Origin of the sequence: Bradyrhizobium sp. (assembly GCF_049798375.1) — a bacterium.
In the GTDB taxonomy this organism is placed as follows: domain Bacteria; phylum Pseudomonadota; class Alphaproteobacteria; order Rhizobiales; family Xanthobacteraceae; genus Bradyrhizobium.
This window is the reverse complement of record NZ_JBARGP010000149.1, coordinates 1-17,823: the sequence shown is the minus strand read 5'-3', so window position 1 is coordinate 17,823 and position 17,823 is coordinate 1. Positions and strand designations below refer to the sequence as shown.

At 64.9% G+C, this 17,823-nt stretch carries 17 protein-coding genes and 1 pseudogene; 11 read left to right on the top strand and 7 right to left on the bottom strand.

Annotated elements, in window-relative coordinates:
• Both WA702_RS06525 and WA702_RS06520 read left to right on the top strand, forming a co-directional pair.
• Positions 1 to 200: pseudogene (locus tag WA702_RS06525) on the top strand (hypothetical protein); the annotation flags it as partial.
• Positions 193 to 408, top strand: a complete 216-nt coding sequence (locus WA702_RS06520; protein ID WP_425109715.1) for a SlyX family protein — start codon at positions 193 to 195, stop codon at positions 406 to 408. The pseudogene WA702_RS06525 and the gene WA702_RS06520, both read left to right, overlap by 8 nt.
• A gap of 33 nt (positions 409 to 441) precedes the next feature.
• Here the strand turns inward: WA702_RS06520 and WA702_RS06515 are convergent, their stop codons facing one another.
• A complete protein-coding gene (locus WA702_RS06515) occupies positions 442 to 693 on the bottom strand; it encodes a hypothetical protein (protein ID WP_425109714.1) in 252 nt (83 codons plus the stop codon).
• Between the two features lie 149 nt (positions 694 to 842).
• On the opposite strand from WA702_RS06515, the gene hemE reads away from it, so the two are divergent.
• Positions 843 to 1,889, top strand: coding sequence for a uroporphyrinogen decarboxylase (gene hemE / locus WA702_RS06510; RefSeq protein ID WP_425109713.1), 1,047 nt, complete (start codon positions 843 to 845; stop codon positions 1,887 to 1,889).
• Positions 1,890 to 1,893: 4 nt separating this feature from the next.
• On the opposite strand, the gene hemC is transcribed toward hemE, so the two are convergent.
• From hemC to WA702_RS06480, 6 genes are all read right to left on the bottom strand, one after another.
• Positions 1,894 to 2,874 (bottom strand): hydroxymethylbilane synthase, encoded by a 981-nt coding sequence (hemC, locus tag WA702_RS06505; RefSeq protein WP_425109716.1) that lies wholly within the window; start codon positions 2,872 to 2,874, stop codon positions 1,894 to 1,896.
• A 67-nt stretch (positions 2,875 to 2,941) separates the two neighbouring features.
• Positions 2,942 to 4,570 carry a GMC family oxidoreductase gene (locus WA702_RS06500; RefSeq protein ID WP_425109712.1) on the bottom strand — a complete coding sequence of 543 codons (1,629 nt, stop codon included), beginning with the start codon at positions 4,568 to 4,570 and terminating at the stop codon, positions 2,942 to 2,944.
• A 69-nt stretch (positions 4,571 to 4,639) separates the two neighbouring features.
• A complete protein-coding gene (locus tag WA702_RS06495) occupies positions 4,640 to 5,830 on the bottom strand; it encodes an acetate/propionate family kinase (RefSeq protein ID WP_425109711.1) in 1,191 nt (396 codons plus the stop codon).
• A gap of 98 nt (positions 5,831 to 5,928) precedes the next feature.
• Positions 5,929 to 6,954: a DUF4340 domain-containing protein gene (locus WA702_RS06490; RefSeq protein WP_425109710.1), complete on the bottom strand. Its 1,026-nt coding sequence runs from the start codon at positions 6,952 to 6,954 to the stop codon at positions 5,929 to 5,931.
• The gene (locus WA702_RS06485; RefSeq protein ID WP_425109709.1) at positions 6,951 to 9,890 is read right to left on the bottom strand and encodes a Gldg family protein; all 2,940 of its coding nucleotides are present in this window, start codon (positions 9,888 to 9,890) and stop codon (positions 6,951 to 6,953) included. The genes WA702_RS06490 and WA702_RS06485 overlap by 4 nt, the downstream gene beginning before the upstream one ends.
• Complete coding sequence (locus WA702_RS06480; RefSeq protein WP_425109708.1) at positions 9,883 to 10,836, bottom strand: ABC transporter ATP-binding protein; 954 nt, start codon at positions 10,834 to 10,836, stop codon at positions 9,883 to 9,885. Before WA702_RS06480 ends, WA702_RS06485 begins: the two co-directional genes overlap by 8 nt.
• A 700-nt stretch (positions 10,837 to 11,536) precedes the next feature.
• On the opposite strand from WA702_RS06480, the gene WA702_RS06475 reads away from it, so the two are divergent.
• From WA702_RS06475 to WA702_RS06440, 8 genes are all read left to right on the top strand, one after another.
• The gene (locus WA702_RS06475) at positions 11,537 to 12,220 is read left to right on the top strand and encodes a GntR family transcriptional regulator (RefSeq protein ID WP_425109707.1); all 684 of its coding nucleotides are present in this window, start codon (positions 11,537 to 11,539) and stop codon (positions 12,218 to 12,220) included.
• A 48-nt stretch (positions 12,221 to 12,268) separates the two neighbouring features.
• Entirely contained in the window at positions 12,269 to 13,237 is a 969-nt protein-coding gene (locus WA702_RS06470) for an ABC transporter substrate-binding protein (RefSeq protein ID WP_425109706.1), read from the top strand.
• A gap of 8 nt (positions 13,238 to 13,245) precedes the next feature.
• Positions 13,246 to 14,001 carry an ABC transporter permease gene (locus WA702_RS06465; RefSeq protein WP_425109705.1) on the top strand — a complete coding sequence of 252 codons (756 nt, stop codon included), beginning with the start codon at positions 13,246 to 13,248 and terminating at the stop codon, positions 13,999 to 14,001.
• Complete coding sequence (locus tag WA702_RS06460; protein ID WP_425109704.1) at positions 13,980 to 14,786, top strand: ABC transporter ATP-binding protein; 807 nt, start codon at positions 13,980 to 13,982, stop codon at positions 14,784 to 14,786. Before WA702_RS06465 ends, WA702_RS06460 begins: the two co-directional genes overlap by 22 nt.
• 3 nt (positions 14,787 to 14,789) lie before the next feature.
• Positions 14,790 to 15,578, top strand: a complete 789-nt coding sequence (locus WA702_RS06455; protein WP_425109703.1) for an ABC transporter permease — start codon at positions 14,790 to 14,792, stop codon at positions 15,576 to 15,578.
• 12 nt (positions 15,579 to 15,590) lie between these two features.
• Complete coding sequence (locus WA702_RS06450) at positions 15,591 to 16,256, top strand: polysaccharide deacetylase family protein (RefSeq protein WP_425109702.1); 666 nt, start codon at positions 15,591 to 15,593, stop codon at positions 16,254 to 16,256.
• Positions 16,253 to 17,104: a fumarylacetoacetate hydrolase family protein gene (locus WA702_RS06445; protein WP_425109701.1), complete on the top strand. Its 852-nt coding sequence runs from the start codon at positions 16,253 to 16,255 to the stop codon at positions 17,102 to 17,104. The genes WA702_RS06450 and WA702_RS06445 overlap by 4 nt, the downstream gene beginning before the upstream one ends.
• A gap of 24 nt (positions 17,105 to 17,128) precedes the next feature.
• On the top strand, positions 17,129 to 17,823 hold a 695-nt coding region (locus WA702_RS06440; RefSeq protein WP_425109700.1), incomplete at its 3' end, for a 5-methyltetrahydropteroyltriglutamate--homocysteine methyltransferase.

Genomic DNA, 17,823 nt, shown 5'->3' with positions numbered 1-17,823 from the left:
AGAAAGCGAGCGCGCATCTGCTCGCCCACGGCTTTGCCGAGGTCTATCACCTGAAAGGCGGCATCCTCAGATATCTCGAGCAGATTCCGGAAAGCGAAAGCCGCTGGCGCGGCGAGTGCTTCGTGTTCGACGAGCGTGGTTCGCTCGGCCACGGCTTGCGCGAACGCTCGCCCCGCATGAAGGTCGTAGCCGATGAATGACAGCAGAGATTTGACCGACAGGATCGACGCGCTGGAAGCGCGTTTGACGTATCAGGACGATACCATCGAGACGCTGAACCAGACCATTACGGCACAATGGAGCGAGATCGACGCGCTGAAGCGACAGATTGCCCGCTTGAACGAACGCGTCGCAGATGCCGAAACGACCACGGGCGGCCCCTCGAACGAGCGGCCGCCGCATTATTGATAGCGGCCAATGCCGCCTTTCAGCAGATGATGATCATCGCGCAAAGACGGATCGGACCTTGTCCCACAGCGACGGCTCGTCCGCGTTACGTGGCCTTCGTAGCTCCTCGACGTTGCTGGCCCGCGGCCGGCTCGTCGGCTGCGCCACGCTGACCGGATCGGATGCCGGGAACGTGTCCATCAACCCGGTGTCGAGCTTTGTCTTGGTCTCGCGGTCGAGGCGCGACGCCTCGCGCGGATCCTCGGCATGCTTGTCGTGCGGCGCGGGATTGAATTTCTCAGCCATGATCAATCTCCCTTGAGCGGAGACAACGCGGCCGGTCACGGCCTGTTCCCGGAACGTGTTCCACTGGCGGCGGATATGCCTTGGCCGGGCCGGCCGCCCCATGTATCAGGAGCGGCATATCGTTCCCGTGATGTAGCGGAGTTTCTCGCTTGGCCCAGCCCGTGACCAACAAGCCCTTCGTCGACGTGCTCTCTGGCCGGCGCCAGGCGGTACCGCCGATCTGGATGATGCGGCAGGCCGGCCGTTATTTGCCGGAATATCGCGAGCTTCGCACCAAGGCCGGCAGCTTCCTCGATTTATGTTTTTCGCCGGAACTCGCCGCCGAGGTGACGCTGCAGCCGGTCCGGCGTTTCGGCTTCGACGCCGCCATCATCTTCTCCGACATCCTGGTGGTGCCCTACGCGCTCGGCCGCGAGGTCCGCTTCGAGGTCGGCGAAGGCCCGCGGCTCGATCCGCTGGATACGCCGGACAAGATCGCGACGCTGGCGAGCGAGGCCGATTTCACCAAGCTCGAGCCGGTCTGCGAGGCGCTCAGCCGCGTTCGCGCAGCGCTGTCGCAGGCAACGGCGCTGATCGGCTTCTGCGGCGCGCCGTGGACAGTCGCGACCTACATGGTCGCCGGCAAGGGTACGCCCGACCAGGCGCCGGCCCGGCTGCTCGCCTACCGGCACCCGGAGGCGTTCGCGACCATCATCGACGTTTTGGTCGAGACCTCGATCGCGTATCTGATCCGGCAACTGGAAGCCGGCGCCGACGCGCTGCAGATCTTCGACACTTGGGCCGGGGTGCTGTCGCCACGCGAATTCGCGCGCTGGTCGGTCGAGCCGACCCGGCGCATCGTCGAGGGCGTGCGCAAAGCGCGGCCGGATGCGAAGATCATCGGCTTCCCGCGCGGCGCCGGCGCCCAGCTGCCGGACTATGTCGCGGCGACCGGCGTCGATGCCGTCAGCATCGACTGGACGGCGGCGCCTGCGCTGATCCGCGAGCGCGTGCAGAGCAAGGTCGCCGTGCAAGGCAATCTCGATCCGCTGGCGCTGATCGCCGGCGGCGCCGCGCTCGATCAGGCGATCGACGACGTGCTGGCGAACTACGCGTCGGGCCGGCTGATCTTCAATCTCGGCCATGGCATCCAGCCGGAGACGCCGATCGCGCATGTCGAGCAGATGATCGCGCGGGTGCGGGCTTACAAGGGCTGAGAATTTATCGCGGCCGGCTAGTCTCAATCAGTTCGGCCGCCCCTTTGTCCAGCAGTTCCAGCCCGACTGCGCGGCCAAGCTCGCGCGGCCGACCGGCGGGGCCAGACTGCCGGGCCTCGATGAAGCGGCCGCCGGCCTCATCGAGCACGGACGCTGTCAGCGTCATTGCGTTGCCATTAATGGTGGCAAAGCCCGCGATCGGCGAATTGCAATGGCCGTTGAGCACCCATAGCACCTCGCGCTCGGCATCGGCGCAGGCGCGCGCGGCTGCATCATCGATCGAGGCGAGAATGCGCCGCGTCTCCCAATCGGATGCCACGCACTCCACTGCGACGATGCCCTGTCCCGCGGCCGGCAGCATGTCGTTGGCCGGAAATTCGTACGCTGCACGATCGATCAGCCCGACGCGCTCCAGGCCTGACCGCGCCATGATCAGCGCGTCGGCGGGACCGACCGTGCCGCCATCCGGCAGCCGCTGCAACTCGCCATTGTCGAGCTTGCGGATGCGGGTGTCGGCAGCGCCGCGGAAGTGGATGATCTCGACATGCGGAAACAGCCGCCGAGCATAGGCCGCGCGGCGTACCGCGTTGGTGCCGATCTTGAAGCCCTTGGCCCCGGCCTTGCGAAATTCATCCAGCGACAGCCCCCGCCGCAGCACCAGCACGTCGCCGGCCGGATCGCGCGACAGCAGCGCGGCGATGACGAGGCCGGGCGTCTCTTCGTTGCCCGGCATGTCCTTCAGCGAATGCATCGCCGCGTGCAGCTTGCCGTCCAGCATTGCGCGGCGGATCTCGGCGACGAAGGCGCCGCCCTTGCCGCCATGGGTCAGGAGCTTGCTGGTCTGATCGGCATCGCCGGTGGTCTCGAACTTGACGATCTCCACGTCGAGCGCGGGGATCGCGGCCGTCAGTCGCCGGGCAATCTCCTCGGTCTGCGCCAGCGCCATCGTGCTCTTGCGCGTACCGATCCGAAACCTCGTCACCAGTCAAACTCCCATCTTATTCGAGCATGGTCTTGTCGGAAAACCGGTGTCCACTTTTCCGGACCATGCTCTAACGTGCGTCCTGCAGGATCATGTCGGAGGCCTTCTCCGCGATCATGATCACAGGTGCATTGGTATTGCCCGACATCAGGTCCGGCATAACAGAGGCATCGACCACCCGCAGCCCTTCGATCCCTCGCACCCGCAGCCGCTCGTCGACCACCGCGAGCTGATCCTGGCCCATCCGACAGGTCGAGGTCGGGTGGTAGACGGTCGAACCGGTCTGGCGGCAGAACGCCAGCAGGTCTTCGTCGCCGACCACCTTCGCGCCCGGATAGACTTCGTCGGTCACATAGGCCTTTAGCGCCGGCTGCGCCAGAATTTTCCGGAGGATGCGCAGACCATCGATATTGGCGCGGCGGTCGGTCTCGGTGGCGAGGTAATTGATGTGGATGGCCGGCGCGGCGGACGGATCCGCGCTCTTGATCCGGAGCGTGCCACGGCTTTCCGGACGCATTTGGCACACCGACGCAGTGAAGCCGGAATAGGCGTGCGGCGTCTCGCCCATCTTGTCGGTCGAGAATGGGATGAAGTGGATCTGGATATCAGGGGTGGCGAGCCTCGGATCGGTCTTGAAGAAAGCGGCCGACGTCCCGGCCGCAATCGTCAGCGGTCCGCTGCGCAGCGCAGCGTAGCGCACCCCGGCCATCACTTTGCGCAGCGGGTGGTTGACGACGTCGTTGAGCGTGACGCGCTGGCTGCAGCGGGTGACGATGCGCACCTGCAGATGGTCCTGCAGATCGTTGCCCACACCAGGCGCGTCCAGCACGACATCGATGCCATGGCTCTTCAGCAGTTCCGCCGGACCGACCCCGGAGAGCTGCAGCAACTGCGGCGAGTTGTAGGCGCCACCCGAGACCAAGATTTCCTTGCGTGCCCGCGCCGTGCGCACCTGTCCGTGCTGCTTGAATTCGACGGCGCGGGCGCGCTTGCCCTCGAACAGCAGACGCTGCGCCAGCGCCTCGGTCTCGATGCGGAGATTGCGGCGGTCCTTCGCGGGGCGCAGATAAGAGAACGCGCTGCTGCCGCGCCGGCCGCGCCGGGTCGTGGTCTGGAAGAAGCCGGCGCCCTCCTGGGACGCGCCGTTGAAGTCGGGATTGTAGGGCAGGCCGTATTCCACCGACGCCTTGACGAAGGCTTCCGACAACGGATCCTCGTGCCGCCAGTCTGACACCGCTAACGGCCCGCCGACGCCATGATAGTCGTCGGCGCCGCGCTGCTGGTTTTCCGCCTTCTTGAAATAGGGCAGCACGTCCTCATAACCCCAGCCGACATTGCCGCGCTGGCGCCAGCGATCGTAATCCTCGTGCTGGCCGCGTACATAGAGCAGGCCATTGATCGACGACGAACCGCCAAGCACTTTTCCGCGCGGCTGGAATACCTGCCGACCGTTAAGACCGGGCTCCGGCTCGGTCTGATACATCCAGTTGACCGTCTTTTCCTTGAACAGTTTGGCATAGCCGAGCGGCACATGAATCCAGATGTTGCTGTCCTTCGGTCCGGCTTCGAGCAGCAGCACCGAATGCTTGCCGTCGGCGCTCAGCCTGTTGGCGAGCACGCACCCGGCCGAACCGGCACCGACAACCACGTAGTCGAACTCCAGATCCGCCTCACGCGACGCCACGCCATTGCCACCCATCATTTCCTCCGGAACAGGCTTTTTTCTTGGTCCTGCAGATACCAAATCGCGGGGACATGCAAGCGGCAGTTATGATGTTGCCCTCCTCGCCAGCAGGCTTGCGGTATGGCGCGCGATCACCGTCTCCTCATCGGTCCTGATGACGAGGACACGCACGCGTGAGCGATCGGTCGAGATCACAGTCTCGCCGGCCCGGTTGCGCGCGTCATCCAGTTCGATGCCGAGCCACTCGAAATCGCGGCACACCCTTTCGCGAATCCGCCAGGCGTGCTCACCGATGCCGCCACAGAATACGACAGCATCGAAGCCCGATAGGATCGCCGCCATCGCGCCGAGTTCGCGGCGGATGCGGAACACGAAATAGTCGATCGCCTGGGCCGCCTCCAGCGTCCCGGCGGCCTCCAGTTCGCGCATGTCCTGCGACAGACCGGACAGGCCCTTCAGCCCGGAGCGATTGTAAAGCAGATCGGTGATCTGCTCCGCGTTCATGTGTCTCTCCTGCAACAGATAGAGCACGACGCCGGGATCAAGCTCGCCGCAGCGCGTGCCCATGGGCAGGCCGTCGAGCGTGGTCAGCCCCATCGTCGAGCCGACGCTGCGGCCGTCGCGGATCGCACACATAGAGGCGCCGTTGCCGAGATGCATGATCACCGCCCGATCCTGCCCCTCCGGCGGCGCGATCTCTCGCAGCCGTCCCGTGACGTACTCGTAGGACAGGCCGTGAAAACCGTAGCGGCGAATGCCCTGGTCGTAGAATTCGCGCGGCAGCGCATAAGTATCGTTGACCCAGGGATGCGCGCGGTGGAACGCGGTATCGAAGCAGGCGACCTGCATCGCATCGGGAAACGCGCGTTGCGCGGCCCGGATGCCGGCGAGATTGTGCGGTTGATGCAGCGGCGCCATCGGCGTCAGCTTCGCCAGCCTGTCGAGGCTCGCGGCGTCGAGCGCGATCGGCTGGGTGAAATCGATGCCGCCGTGAACGACGCGGTGGCCGACAGCTTCGATCGCAGTGTGCCCGATGGTCTTCTGCAGCAGCCCCAGCACCGCACCGAGCGCGGTCTCGTGGTCGGCGGCCCTCGCCGCATCGAGCCGCTCGTCGGCAATGGCCTTGTCGCCCTCACTCGCCGCGAGGCGCGGCGCGTTCGTTCCGAGCCCATCGACCTCGCCGCGCAGTCTCTCGACGAGTTCAGCCTCCTGCTCGAATAGCGCGAACTTGATCGAGGACGAGCCGGCATTGAGCGTGAGGACGTGCTGAACCATTCCGCGATCCGCGATCGATGCGACCTGCCCCACTGTCGATCAGGGGCCAGCGAGAGTCTATCGCGATTATCGCAGGTGCGTTCACTGCTCCTCGCAACTCATCCGCCTGGTCCTTTCGAAGGGTCGGTGTCATTCTTCGGTGCTTCGGACGCGGCATTCGGCTTGGTGTCCGGCGGCTGATCCGGCTTGGCCTCTGAGGCCGGCTTCGGCGCTTCGATCAGCGCTGTCCGCTTGGCCTGGACGATCGGCGCGGCTTCCGTATCAGCAACACGGAACAGGTAATCCTGCGCCGAGCTGGCGAACAGGTAGCCGCCGCCCGCGGCGGCCTTCTTGTAGCGATAGGTGATGGCGCTTCCGTCCGTCCGCTTTACCATTGCCTGGACGTCCGGACTGTCCGCTTGCGCCAGCGCGTCCTTGCCCTTGCCCACTACGGTATCGAACAACGGATGCGCGATGGCGCTGGCGAGCGCATCGACCTTGTCGGGAAGCGCCTTCTCATCCTTGGTCAGCCCGGCCAGCGTAAACTTGCCGTCCTTGCCGTCGACCGTGACATCACCGAGCGTGATGCTGGCGATCTTGTCGCGCGGCGTATCGAGCAGGCCGCGATCCATCCATGTGTCGGCGCCAGAGCCCACGTCGTAAGCCGAGAGCTCCACAGTATAGATGCCGGCCGCATCGCCGGCGCGGACGTGCACCTGGCGATAGGATGGCGAGGTGCCGATCAGGAGCTCGCCGACCTTGCTGCCGCCGCTGCTCAGCACCACGCGGCGATCGTGCGTCTTCTCCGTCACCTTGAAGCGCTCGGCGGCCGCAGTCGTCTCCGCAACGGGCCAGCCCTTCTTCAGCGCGGCCAGCTTGTTCAGGAAGCTCTCCACCTTGGCTTGGTCGGCCGGAAAGCCCAAGGAGGATGGAATCACCCATTTGCCGTCCTGCTTCCGGAGTTCAACCTTCTTGCCTTCGTCGTCGTCGATCGCGATCTGATCGACCTTCGCAGGCTGAAACGCAAGCAGCGGCTCCTTGGCGTCGAAGGCAGTGTGGTCCGAACGGGTGAACGCGACCGCCAACGCGAGCGCGAGTTGCGCGCCCAGCAGCGCGGTGAGGACGAGAACGACCGGCCGCCTCATATCGTGGCTCCCTCAGTGCCGAGCATGGTGAGATATTTTCGCCGGGCCCCAACCCGCAGCCAGCGCCGCACGACGAAGACGATGCCCAATCCCACCAGGGCGAGCGCGTAGTTGAGATATTCCCAGAACATCTGGCCGCCGCTTTTCATCGGCTCCAGCGTCCGCGAGAACTGGCCGCCGCGGTTACGCAACGCCAGCAGCCCGCGATCCTCGAGCGACCAGTCCACCAGGTTCTGCGCGAAGTTGACCGGAGCGAGATATTGGGTGCGGTCGACGCTGGAGGCGAGCGCCAGGACCTCGTCGGACAGGAACGTGCCGGAGCCGATCAGGATCAGCCGGCCGCTCTCCGGCGAACGACCAATCACTCCCGTGATACTCGGCTTGGCGTCCTTGGCCGCGGCCGCGCCTTTGTCCCCGGCCTTCTGGTCCGGCTTATCCTTTGCCGACGCATCATTATTCGAGGCGTCCCTGGCAAGCGGCGATGGCTTGCCCGCGAAGAAGGAATTGAACTCGCCCTGGATCATCGCACCGAGAAGCTGCCGCCCCTCCTTGCCCCCGGCGGGAAAGCCGATGTCAGGGTGGGCCTGGAAGTCCGGCACGACGTTGGTCGTCTTCGCAGCCCATGAATGCGGCGAACTCTGGATCAGCCGCACCACCTTGCGCTTGCTGTTCTTGTCGGGCGCGATCGAGATCGGCGAGGCCCAGGACAGCGTCAGCTGCTGCGTGCCCGCCGTCGGCGCCGCGCCTTGCGCCAGACCATCACTGCGGATGTCGGCGAAGAACGGATAATCCATCAGCTGGATCTGCCGCACCTTGATCCCTCCGCCGACGTCGCGCTCCGCGGGGATCGGAAACGGCGTGCTCTGGCGGTCGAGCACCAGGCTGTCATCGACATGCAGGCCCTGAAAGTCCAGCCACGGCTCCAGCCCCGACGGCATCTTGGTAACATTGAGCTCGCCGTGCAGGCTCGGCTGATAGGGCGAGGTCGCCATGATGACCGTGCCGCCCTTCATCAGGAACTGATCGATCGCGAACACCTGCTTCTGATCGAGCTGTTGCGGCGAGGCGACAAACAGGATATCGGCGTTTTCCGGCACAACACCGCTCTTCAGGTCCGTCGCATCGACCGACGCGTTTTCCTCCAGCTTCTGCTTCAGGAGATCGAAGGAGGGCCCGCCGCCACCGGGGATGCCGAGCTGCGGCATCGCCTGCTGCTGCGGCGGCGTATAGAGCGCCACCGTGCGCAGCGCGCCCGGCGTGAAGCGCTTCAGCTCGGCATCAATGTTGCGCTTCAAGCCGTCCTTGTCGAGCGTGTCGGGCAGCGGAATCTGTTCGGTCTTGTTGCCGCTTTTCAGGATCAGGTGGAACCAGAAGCGCTGCGGACTGAGCAGCCCGGCGGACAGCGGCTCCAGGCCGTAATCATCCTGCAGCATCTTCGCGGTCTTGCCGCCGTCCGCGTCGGGATCGACGATCTCGGCCTTCAGCTTGCCGGGCGCCCTGGCCTGGTAGTCCTTGATCAGCTGCTCGAGCCCGGTCTTCAGCGCCGGCAACGGATCCGGCAGTTTTTCCGACGAGATATAGGCCTGCAGCGTCACCGGCTGCGGCAGGTCAGCCAGCACGTCGCCGGAGCCGCGATAGCCGTTCAGCACCTTCTTGATGGCGCGGGTGATGGTGTATTCGGGGTCACGCAGATTGACCTTGAGATTGCCCTCGCCCTCACCGCGCTCCTTGACCTCGATCAGGTCGCGAAAGCCGAGCGTGGTGTATTCGTCGCCATATTTGACGAGAATGTTGAAATAGGAGTTCGTCACCGACGCTTGGTATTTGCTCGACGTCTGGAACGGCACCGGCTGGATGCCGTATTGCTTGTTGGCTTCGGCCTCCAGCGCCGGGTTCTGCTGGGGATCAACGAACTCGACCCGCACCTTGCCGTGACCGGCGATCTCGTACTCCTTCAGCAGATCACGCAGCTGCGGCACCAGCGGCGCCAATAGCGGATGGGTCTGGGCGCTGAAATAGCCGCGGATCAGAAGCGGCTCCTGCAACTGGTGCAGATAGCCGCGGGTCTCGTCGGAGATCGAATAGATATGGCCTTCGGTGAGATCGGCGCGCGCCTCGGTCAGTTGCCCGAGCCACAGATTGACGGCGATCAGGTTGGCGACCGTCAGCCCGGCAATCAGGCGCCAGCGCCGGTGCTGCGGCGCCCGCCCCTGTGCGGACCAGCGCACGCTTTCCAACACATAGAGATTGAGCACCAAGAACACGCCGAAGATGCTCAGATAATAATAGAGGTCGCGCAGATCGATGACGCCGCGCGCGATCGAATCGAAGCGCGAGCCGGCGCCGAGCAGCCGCAGCACCTCGCCACCCTCATTGCCCGACAGCGAGGTCAGCGTGTTGGAGCCGAGCAGGTAGAATACGCCGCAGATCAGCGTCGAAACGATCAGGCTGATCACCTGGTTGTCGGTGCGGGCGCTGACGAACAGGCCGATCGAGATGTAGGCGGACGCAAGCGCCAGCGCGGCGACATAACCGCCCGCGACCGGTCCCCAATCGAGCTGGCCGATCATCGAGACCGTGAGCGGCAGCGGCAAGGTCAGCGCCAGCGCGATGGCGACCAGCGCGAGGCAGGCGAGGTACTTGCCGAGCACGAGCTGCAGCGGCGCGACCGGCGTCGTCAGCAGGAATTCCAGCGTTCCGGCGCGCCGTTCCTCGCTCCACATCCGCATGGTGACCGCAGAGACGAAGAAGATCATCAGCACCGGCATCCACTCGAACAGCGGCCGGACATCGGCAATGTTGCGGGCGAAGAAGCGATCGACCCAGAAGAACAGGAACAGGGTGATCGCCAGGAAGGCGGCCATGAAGATGAACGCGGCCGGCGAGGCGAAGAAGGCGGCCAATTCCTTGCGAGCGATGCGAAGCACGTTATGCATTGTGGGCCTCCGCATGCGCCGCGCCGACCGAGGTGATTTCGGCGAACACCGCTTCCAGATCACGCTGCTCGGGATGCAGCGCATAGAGGTCGAGGCCTCCGGCGGTGATGGCGCGCGCCACGGCCGGCGCGACGGTCTCCACACCGTGCCCGTTCAGGCCGAGCGCGTAAGCGTGCCCGGTGCCTTGATCCGCCAGGCGATCCACGCGGGTCACGAGTCCCAGCCCCGCAATCAGCGGCTCGACCTTCTCGGGTGGCCCGCTGGTGACAAGCCGCAACCGGCTGGCGCCGGCGAGCTCATCCATCCTGGCGTCCAGCACCAGCTTGCCGCGGTTGACAACGAGCACGCGCTCGCAGACGGCGCGCACCTCCTGCAGGATGTGGGTGGAGAGAATGACCGTCGCAGTTTCGGCCAGTGTCTTGATCAGGCCGCGCATCTGCGCGATCTGCGCGGGATCGAGGCCGTTGGTGGGCTCGTCCAGGATCACGATCTTGGGCCTGTGCAGGATCGCCTGCGCCACGCCGGTGCGCTGCCGATAGCCGCGCGACAGGCTGGCAATCGGTTCCGTGGCCTTCTCCCCGAGCCCTGTCGCCGCGATGGCATCGCGTAGCGCCTGCGGCCGCTCGCCAAGCGCGATGCCCTTGAGCTCCGCGGCGTAATCGAGAAATTCGACGACCGTCATCTCCGGATAGAGCGGACAGTTCTCCGGCAGATAGCCGATCAGCGCCTGCGCCTGGCGCCGCTGGTCACCGATGTCGAAGCCGTCGATCGAGGCCGTACCGGCGGTCGGCTCCAGGTAGCCGGTCAGCATCTTCATGATCGTGGTCTTGCCAGCCCCGTTATGGCCGAGCAGGCCGACGATCTCGCCATCCCCGACACGAAAGCTGACGTCATCCACGGCGGTGAAGGCGCCGTACTTGCGTGTCAGATTCTGTGCGGAGATCATGATCAGCGGTCCTCGTGACGTTTCTCTTCCGTGACCTCTTCGGGCCCTTCTGCGTGAAGCCTTCAACGCATCGGCAAGCCGCGACGCGTCGAACGGATAGATTTGGTTTTGATCATCGGTGATACGGGAAGATGAATGGCGTGCCGAAGATGCTGCCGACTAATGCCTGTCTCAGCGAACCTCTCATGATCCCTCGGGCGAAGAGCACATCGCCGAACAAGCCTGCGGAGCAAGGGCTCGGCCGGGCGAATCGGCGCAAACACCAACAATCCCTATGTCGGCCGTTGTCTAATCAAAGGACGGCGGCCGCATCAATGTCATCGCGATCTCTGAATGATCACATGCGCTCAATTGCGTGTGAGTAAGGATGACGCGAACCGCGAAGATGGAGTCAGTGTTGGCGACGCCAGAGCACTCAGCCGGAAGTCGCAGCTCGCTGCCGGCGACGAGCTTCGTCGATTGGCGGGCACGGCGACGCCGCAGATCGCATCGTCGCGCCGATCGAATACCCAAAAGTCGTAGACCCCGATTTTGCCGAACTGGATTGGTCGATGGTCGATGGTCGATGGTCGATGGTGCAAAGCACAAGAATCGGCCGATTCTACTAAAAAATCGATTTTCGATTGACGATCAAAATCTGCCCCGGCATGCTGCCGGTATGACTGGCGGGGGTAGCGTAGATCTGAGTTTCGGCACCGACGTGGAGCGGCCGAGGAGCCTGACATCGGCGGTGCAGGAGCGGCTGCGCGCCGACATTCTGGCGACGCGGCTGTTGCCCGGACAGAAGCTGCATATCGCGGGTCTCGCCAAACAATTCTCCGTCAGCCTGGCCGCGGTGCGCGAGGCGCTGTCGCGGCTGGTCGCGGATGGCCTGGTGCTGGCGTCCGATCAACGCGGCTTCCGCGTCAGCCCGGTGTCGCTGGCGGATCTTGCCGACGTCACGCAAACCCGGATCGATATCGAAGGCCTGGCGCTGCGACGTTCGATCGAGCGCGGCGATGCGGCATGGCTCGCCTCCGTCGAATTGGCCTGGGATGCGCTGCGGGCCGTTCCTTATCGCTACCCTGATGATCCCGGCGTTCACTACGAAGTCTGGGTGCTCCGTCACCGTGTCTTTCATCGCACGCTGGTCAGCGCCTGCGGCTCGCAATGGCTGCTCGGCTTTCGCGATGTGCTGCACGAGCAGAGCGAGCGCTATCGTCGCCTATCGATCCGGCGCGAGGTTGGGCAGCCGCGCGACGTCGATGCCGAGCACGCCGCAATCGTCGATGCCGTGCGCCGGCGCGATGCGGATGCTGCGGTGACCGCGCTCTCCGTCCATTTCGCCACCACCATGCAGTTCGTCGAACTCGCAGCACCCAGAATTCCGGAGGTGATCCGCTAACGTGCTGCCGGCCCACCAATAAAAAATCAATCGGGAGGAAATCAAACGATGACCATTGCTCGCCGCCTCGTCCTGAGCCTGCTCGGCGCTGCCGTGCTTGCGGCCGCGTCCTACGCCGCGCAAGCCGAGACCATCCGTGTCGGGCTGCCGACCAAAACCTATTGGCCGACCACGATCGCCGAGACGGCGGTACGGCAGAAGCTGTTCGAGAAGGAAGGCATCACCGCCGAGCTCACGATCTATCGCGGCGGCGCCGAGACGTTCGAAGCCATGGCCGCAGGCGCGGCCGACATCATCCTCGATCCGCCGTCGCTGGTGTCCGCCGGCCGCAAGAAAGGCGTGCTCTCGAAGCTGGTCGCCAACGCCGCCATGGGCAATTTTGGCTGGCAATTGATGGTGCCGGCCAAGTCGACGCTGGAGGTCAAGGATCTCGGCGGCAAGAAGGTCGGCATCACCTCCGCAGGCTCCGGCTCGGATTTGCTGGCGCTGTGGACCGTCCAGGACAAGAAGGTCGAATTCACCCGCGTGCCGGTCGGCGGCGGCGGCCTGGTGCCGAACCTGCTTTCGGGCAACGTCGATGCCGCCGTGGTCTATTCGCCGCTCAGCTTCCAGATCGGAAAATCCGGCGAGGCCAAGACGATCCTCGACTACGCTACCGCAGTGCCGCCGAACCTCACCGCCGGCTGGATCGTGCCGGACAAGCTCGCGCAGGACAAGCCCGCACTGGTGCAGAAGGCGCTGAACGCGCTCTACGGCGCCGTCGCCTTCATGCGTGCCAATCGCGACGTCACCGTCAAGCTGATCGCCGAGCTCTATGAGATGCCGGCTGATATCGCGGCGGCGGAATATGACAACACCATCATGAAGGTCGAGACCTCCGGCGACATGTCCGCCGCCAACGTCAAGGATGCCGTGCAACTGTCGCTCGATCTCGCCAAGCTCGGCGGGCTGAAGGACATCGTGCCGACCGAGGATGTGATCTCGACCCAGTTCAAGCCGGTGCCGACCAAGCCGTGACATCCGCAATGGCGCACAGCCTCGTCCTCAAGCTCACACGTCTGGCGGTGATCCTCGCGATAACAGCCGCGTGGGAGACGGCCTCGCGCAGCGGCCTCGTCAACCCGCGGCTGCTGCCGTCGGCGTCCGAGACGCTGGCGATGTTGGTCAATCTGCTGGGGCGCGCGGCTGTGCGCAACGATCTCGGCGTCACGGCCATGGAGGTGCTGAGCGCCTTCGCGCTCGCGGTCCCGTTCGGCTGCCTGATCGGCTTCCTGATCGCCGAGAACCGCTATTTCGCCGATGTGGTGAAGCCGCTGCTGTTCTTTGCCTTCAGCATTCCGAAGTCGATCTTCCTGCCAATGTTCATCCTGGTGTTCGGCGTCGGCTTCGCCCAGAAGGTCGGCTTCGGCTTCTTCTCGACCATCTTCATCGTGATCATGTCGACCACCACCGCCGTCGAATCCGTCAAGCTCGAATACCTCACGGTGGCGCGCTCCTATGCCGCAACGCCGGCGCAGACGGCGTTCCGGATCTATCTGCCCGCGATGCTGCCGGTGCTGCTGGAGGCGCTTCGGATCGCCATGATCTTCAACCTCACCGGCGTCATCCTCGCCGAGATGTACGCTTCGCGCGACGGCATCGGTCATCAGATCGCGACCTGGGGCGAGAATTTCCAGATGCCGCAGCTGCTCGCGGGCGTCGTCTTGATCGCGGTGATCGCGATCGCCTTCAATGAACTGATCAGATGGGTGGAAACGCGATGCAGCCACTGGCGAACGTAACCCCGCTGAATCCCTTGTCGCGCGCGGGCGCCATCGAGGTCCGCAACGTCAGCCAGGTCTTCAAGACCGCGACCCAGGACGTCGTCGCGCTGTCCGACGTCTCGCTCGAGGTCAAGCCCGGCCACTTCGTCGTGCTGGTCGGGCCGAGCGGCTGCGGCAAGTCCACTTTGCTGATGATGATGGCGGGGCTGCAGCGGCCGGGCAGCGGCACGATCCGTATCAATGGCACGCCGATCGAGAAGCCGGATCCCAATCGCGTCGGCGTCGTGTTCCAGGAGGCGAGCCTGTTTCCGTGGCTGACCGCGGAAGACAATGTCGAATTCCCGCTTGCGCTGCGCGGCATGCCCAAGGCCGAGCGCCGCGCCAAGGCCGAGGAGGCGCTGAAGCTGGTCGGGCTTGAAGGTTTCGGCAAACGCCATCCGCATGAATTGTCCGGCGGCATGAAGCAGCGCGTTTCGATCGCGCGCGGGCTGGTGCAGGATCCGCCGGTGCTGCTGATGGATGAGCCGTTCGCCGCGCTCGACGAGCAGACCCGCATGACCATGGGCGATGAGCTGCTGCGGATCTGGGCCGCGACCGGCAAGACCGTGGTGTTCGTGACCCATAGCCTCACCGAAGCCGTCTACCTTGCCGACGAAGTCGTGGTGATGTCGCCGCGCCCGGGCCGCATCGTCGATACCCTTCAGGTACAACTGCCGCGGCCGCGCACCTACGACATGCTCTCGGGCGATACGTTTGGCGCGCTGCGCGAGCGCATCTGGCGCCATATCCGGAAATCGGCGTAGGCCATGAAGGCACAGACTGTCCGCTATTTGATCATCGCCGCGCTGATCGTGCTCTGGGAAGTGCTGCCGCGCAGCGGCCTGGTGCCCGAGCTGTTCCTGCCGTCGCTCTCCTCGACCTTGATTGCAGGCTGGAGCGATGCCGGCGAATACGGCCAGGCGCTGGTGACGACGCTTTACGAAGTCGCGATCGCCGTGCTGTTTGCCTGCGGCGGCGGCATCCTGCTCGGCGCCGTCGTCGGCAGCCTGCCGTCTCAGCGCATCCTGATCATGCCGATCGTCTCGAGCCTCTACGCTGTGCCGCTGGTGATCCTCTATCCGGTCTTCACCGTCTGGTTCGGCATCGGCTCGGAATCCAAGATCGCCTTCGCCGCGATCTACGGTTTCCTGCCGACCATGCTGGCAACCGCAGCCGGCATCCAGACCATCGATCCGCAACTTCTGCTCGCCGCCCGCAGCATGGGCGCGACGTTGAGCCAGCGGCTCATCCGCGTGGTTCTCCCTGCCGCAATTCCGACTGTGCTGTCGGGCCTGCGGGTCGGCGGCGCGCTCGTCATCGTCGGCGTCGTAGTCTCGGAGATGCTGATCTCCTCGGCCGGCATCGGTTATCTGATCTCGCGCTACCGCACCGTGCTCGACAGTCCGCATGTGTTCGCCGGCGTGCTGCTGGTGCTGGCACTTGCGATCGTCTTCAACGCCGCGATCCGGCTGCTCGAACGCAAGGCCGCGATCTGGCAGACCGGCACGCGCGGCGCGGCCCGCGACATCGCGCCAGCCCTGCAGCCGGCGACCTGACGGAGCACGGAGATGTTCGACGTTACGCTCTCCTTCGACAACGGCCCCGAACCTGAGGTTACGCCGCGCGTGCTCGATATTCTCAGCCGGCGGGGCCTCAAGGCGACCTTCTTCGTGATCGGCGAGAAGCTCACCGATCCGGCGCGGCGGAAGCTTGCGCAGCGCGCCCACGACGAGGGCCACTGGATCGGCAACCACACCTTCACCCACAACGTGCCGCTCGGTGAGCAGCGCGATCCGCACACGGCCGAACGCGAAGTCGGGCGCACGCAAGAGCTGATCGGCGAACTCGCCCATCCCGCGCGTTGGTTCCGTCCGTTCGGCGGCGGCGGCAATCTCGACACGCGGCTGCTGAAGCCCTCGGTGGTGGATCATCTCGTGCATCACAAGCATAGCTGCGTTTTGTGGAATGCGATCCCACGCGACTGGGCCGATCCGGGGGACTGGGTCGACCGGGCGCTCGACCAATGCCGCGCGCAAGCCTGGACCTTGATCGTGCTGCACGACCTGCCGACCGGCGCCATGGCCCGTCTCGACGAATTTCTCGACCGCGCCAGCGCCGCCGGCGCCCGCTTCCGCCAGGATTTCCCACCCGATTGCCTGCCGATCCGCGAAGGAAACATCGTGCGGCCGATCGACAGTTTCGTTTCATCCATCGAGGAAAGTACGACACCATGAAGATCGCAAGTTTCAAGGCCGCAGGCCGCGCCAGCTATGGCGTCGTCACCGATGGCGGCGTCGTCGACGCCGGCAAGCGACTGCCGGATCATCCGACGCTGAAGCGACTGCTGGCGACAGGCTCGCTCGATATGCTGCGCAAGCTGCAGGGCGAGAAAACCGACCATGCGCTTGCTGACGTCGAACTGCTGCCGACCATTCCCGATCCCGACAAGATCTTCTGCATCGGCGTCAACTACGCGACGCATCTGGCGGAAAGCGGCCATCCGACACCGCCGCACCCGATGATCTTCACCCGCTTCGCCAACAGCCAGGTCGGCGCCGGCCAGCCGATGATCCGGCCGCCGGAGAGCGAGCGCTTCGACTTCGAAGGCGAGATGGCCGTCATCATCGGCAAGGCAGGCCGCCGGATTTCCCGTGAGGCCGCGTTCGACCATGTCGCCGGCTATGCCTGCTATAATGACGGCAGCATCCGCGACTGGCAGCGCCACACCTCGCAATTCGCGCCGGGCAAGAACTTTGTCGGCACCGGCGGCTTCGGTCCCTGGATGGTGACGACCGACGAACTCACCGACATCGCGGCCCAGACCCTGATCACGCGGCTGAACGGCCAGGAAGTGCAGAAGGCGCCGATCTCGGACCTCGTGTTCGACGTGCCGGCGCTGCTCGCCTACTGCTCGACGTTCACTGAACTGGTGCCCGGCGACGTCATCGTCACCGGCACCACCGGTGGCGTCGGCGCCTACCGCACGCCGCCGCTCTGGATGAAGGACGGCGACACCGTCGAGGTCGAGGTCACCGGCATCGGCGTGCTGCGCAACCCCGTGAAGAACGAAGCCGCGCGCTGAAGCAGCGACATAAAGGAGAGCAGCATGAATCTGCCAAAGCATCTGTTGCCGACCACCGTGGTCGGAAGTTATCCGCAGCCGGACTGGCTGCTCAATCGTGCCATGCTGTCGAAGTCGGTGGCGCGGGTCCGCATGCAGGAGTTGTGGCAGATCCCTGAAGCGCATCTCGAGGAAGCGCAGGATGACGCCACCATCGTCGCGATCCGCGACATGGAACGCGCCGGCATCGACATCGTCACCGATGGCGAGATCCGCCGCGAGAGCTATTCCAACCGGTTCGCCACCGCGCTCGACGGCATCGACACCGACAATCCCGCCATCATCACCTCGCAATCGGGGATGCAGACGCCGGTGCCGCGCGTGGTCGGCGACATCAAGCGCAGCCGGCCGATCGAGCTGCGCGACATGGAATTTCTCCGCCGCAACACCGACCGCGCCGCCAAGATCACCCTTCCCGGCCCGTTCACCATGAGCCAGCAGGCGAAGAACGAGCACTACAAGGACGAGGAAGAGATGGCGATGGCGTTCGCCGCCGCCGTCAACGCCGAGGCGCGCGACCTGCAAGATGCCGGCGCCGACGTGATCCAGCTCGACGAGCCCTGGGTGCGCAACAATCCGGACCTGGCGCGCCGCTACGCGGTCAAGGCGATCAACCGCGCGCTCGAAGGCATCAATGTGCCGACCGTGATCCATATCTGCTTCGGCTACGCCGCCGTGGT

Excerpts from the sequence above, each read along its gene's own strand:
- WA702_RS06520 (WP_425109715.1), top strand. The coding sequence starts at position 193 with ATGAATGACAGCAGAGATTTGACCGACAGGATCGACGCGCTGGAAGCG.
- WA702_RS06515 (WP_425109714.1), bottom strand. The coding sequence starts at position 693 with ATGGCTGAGAAATTCAATCCCGCGCCGCACGACAAGCATGCCGAGGAT.
- WA702_RS06500 (WP_425109712.1), bottom strand. The coding sequence starts at position 4,570 with ATGGGTGGCAATGGCGTGGCGTCGCGTGAGGCGGATCTGGAGTTCGAC.
- WA702_RS06495 (WP_425109711.1), bottom strand. The coding sequence starts at position 5,830 with ATGGTTCAGCACGTCCTCACGCTCAATGCCGGCTCGTCCTCGATCAAG.
- WA702_RS06490 (WP_425109710.1), bottom strand. The coding sequence starts at position 6,954 with ATGAGGCGGCCGGTCGTTCTCGTCCTCACCGCGCTGCTGGGCGCGCAA.
- WA702_RS06485 (WP_425109709.1), bottom strand. The coding sequence starts at position 9,890 with ATGCATAACGTGCTTCGCATCGCTCGCAAGGAATTGGCCGCCTTCTTC.
- WA702_RS06480 (WP_425109708.1), bottom strand. The coding sequence starts at position 10,836 with ATGATCTCCGCACAGAATCTGACACGCAAGTACGGCGCCTTCACCGCC.
- WA702_RS06470 (WP_425109706.1), top strand. The coding sequence starts at position 12,269 with ATGACCATTGCTCGCCGCCTCGTCCTGAGCCTGCTCGGCGCTGCCGTG.
- WA702_RS06465 (WP_425109705.1), top strand. The coding sequence starts at position 13,246 with ATGGCGCACAGCCTCGTCCTCAAGCTCACACGTCTGGCGGTGATCCTC.
- WA702_RS06460 (WP_425109704.1), top strand. The coding sequence starts at position 13,980 with ATGCAGCCACTGGCGAACGTAACCCCGCTGAATCCCTTGTCGCGCGCG.
- WA702_RS06455 (WP_425109703.1), top strand. The coding sequence starts at position 14,790 with ATGAAGGCACAGACTGTCCGCTATTTGATCATCGCCGCGCTGATCGTG.
- WA702_RS06450 (WP_425109702.1), top strand. The coding sequence starts at position 15,591 with ATGTTCGACGTTACGCTCTCCTTCGACAACGGCCCCGAACCTGAGGTT.
- WA702_RS06445 (WP_425109701.1), top strand. The coding sequence starts at position 16,253 with ATGAAGATCGCAAGTTTCAAGGCCGCAGGCCGCGCCAGCTATGGCGTC.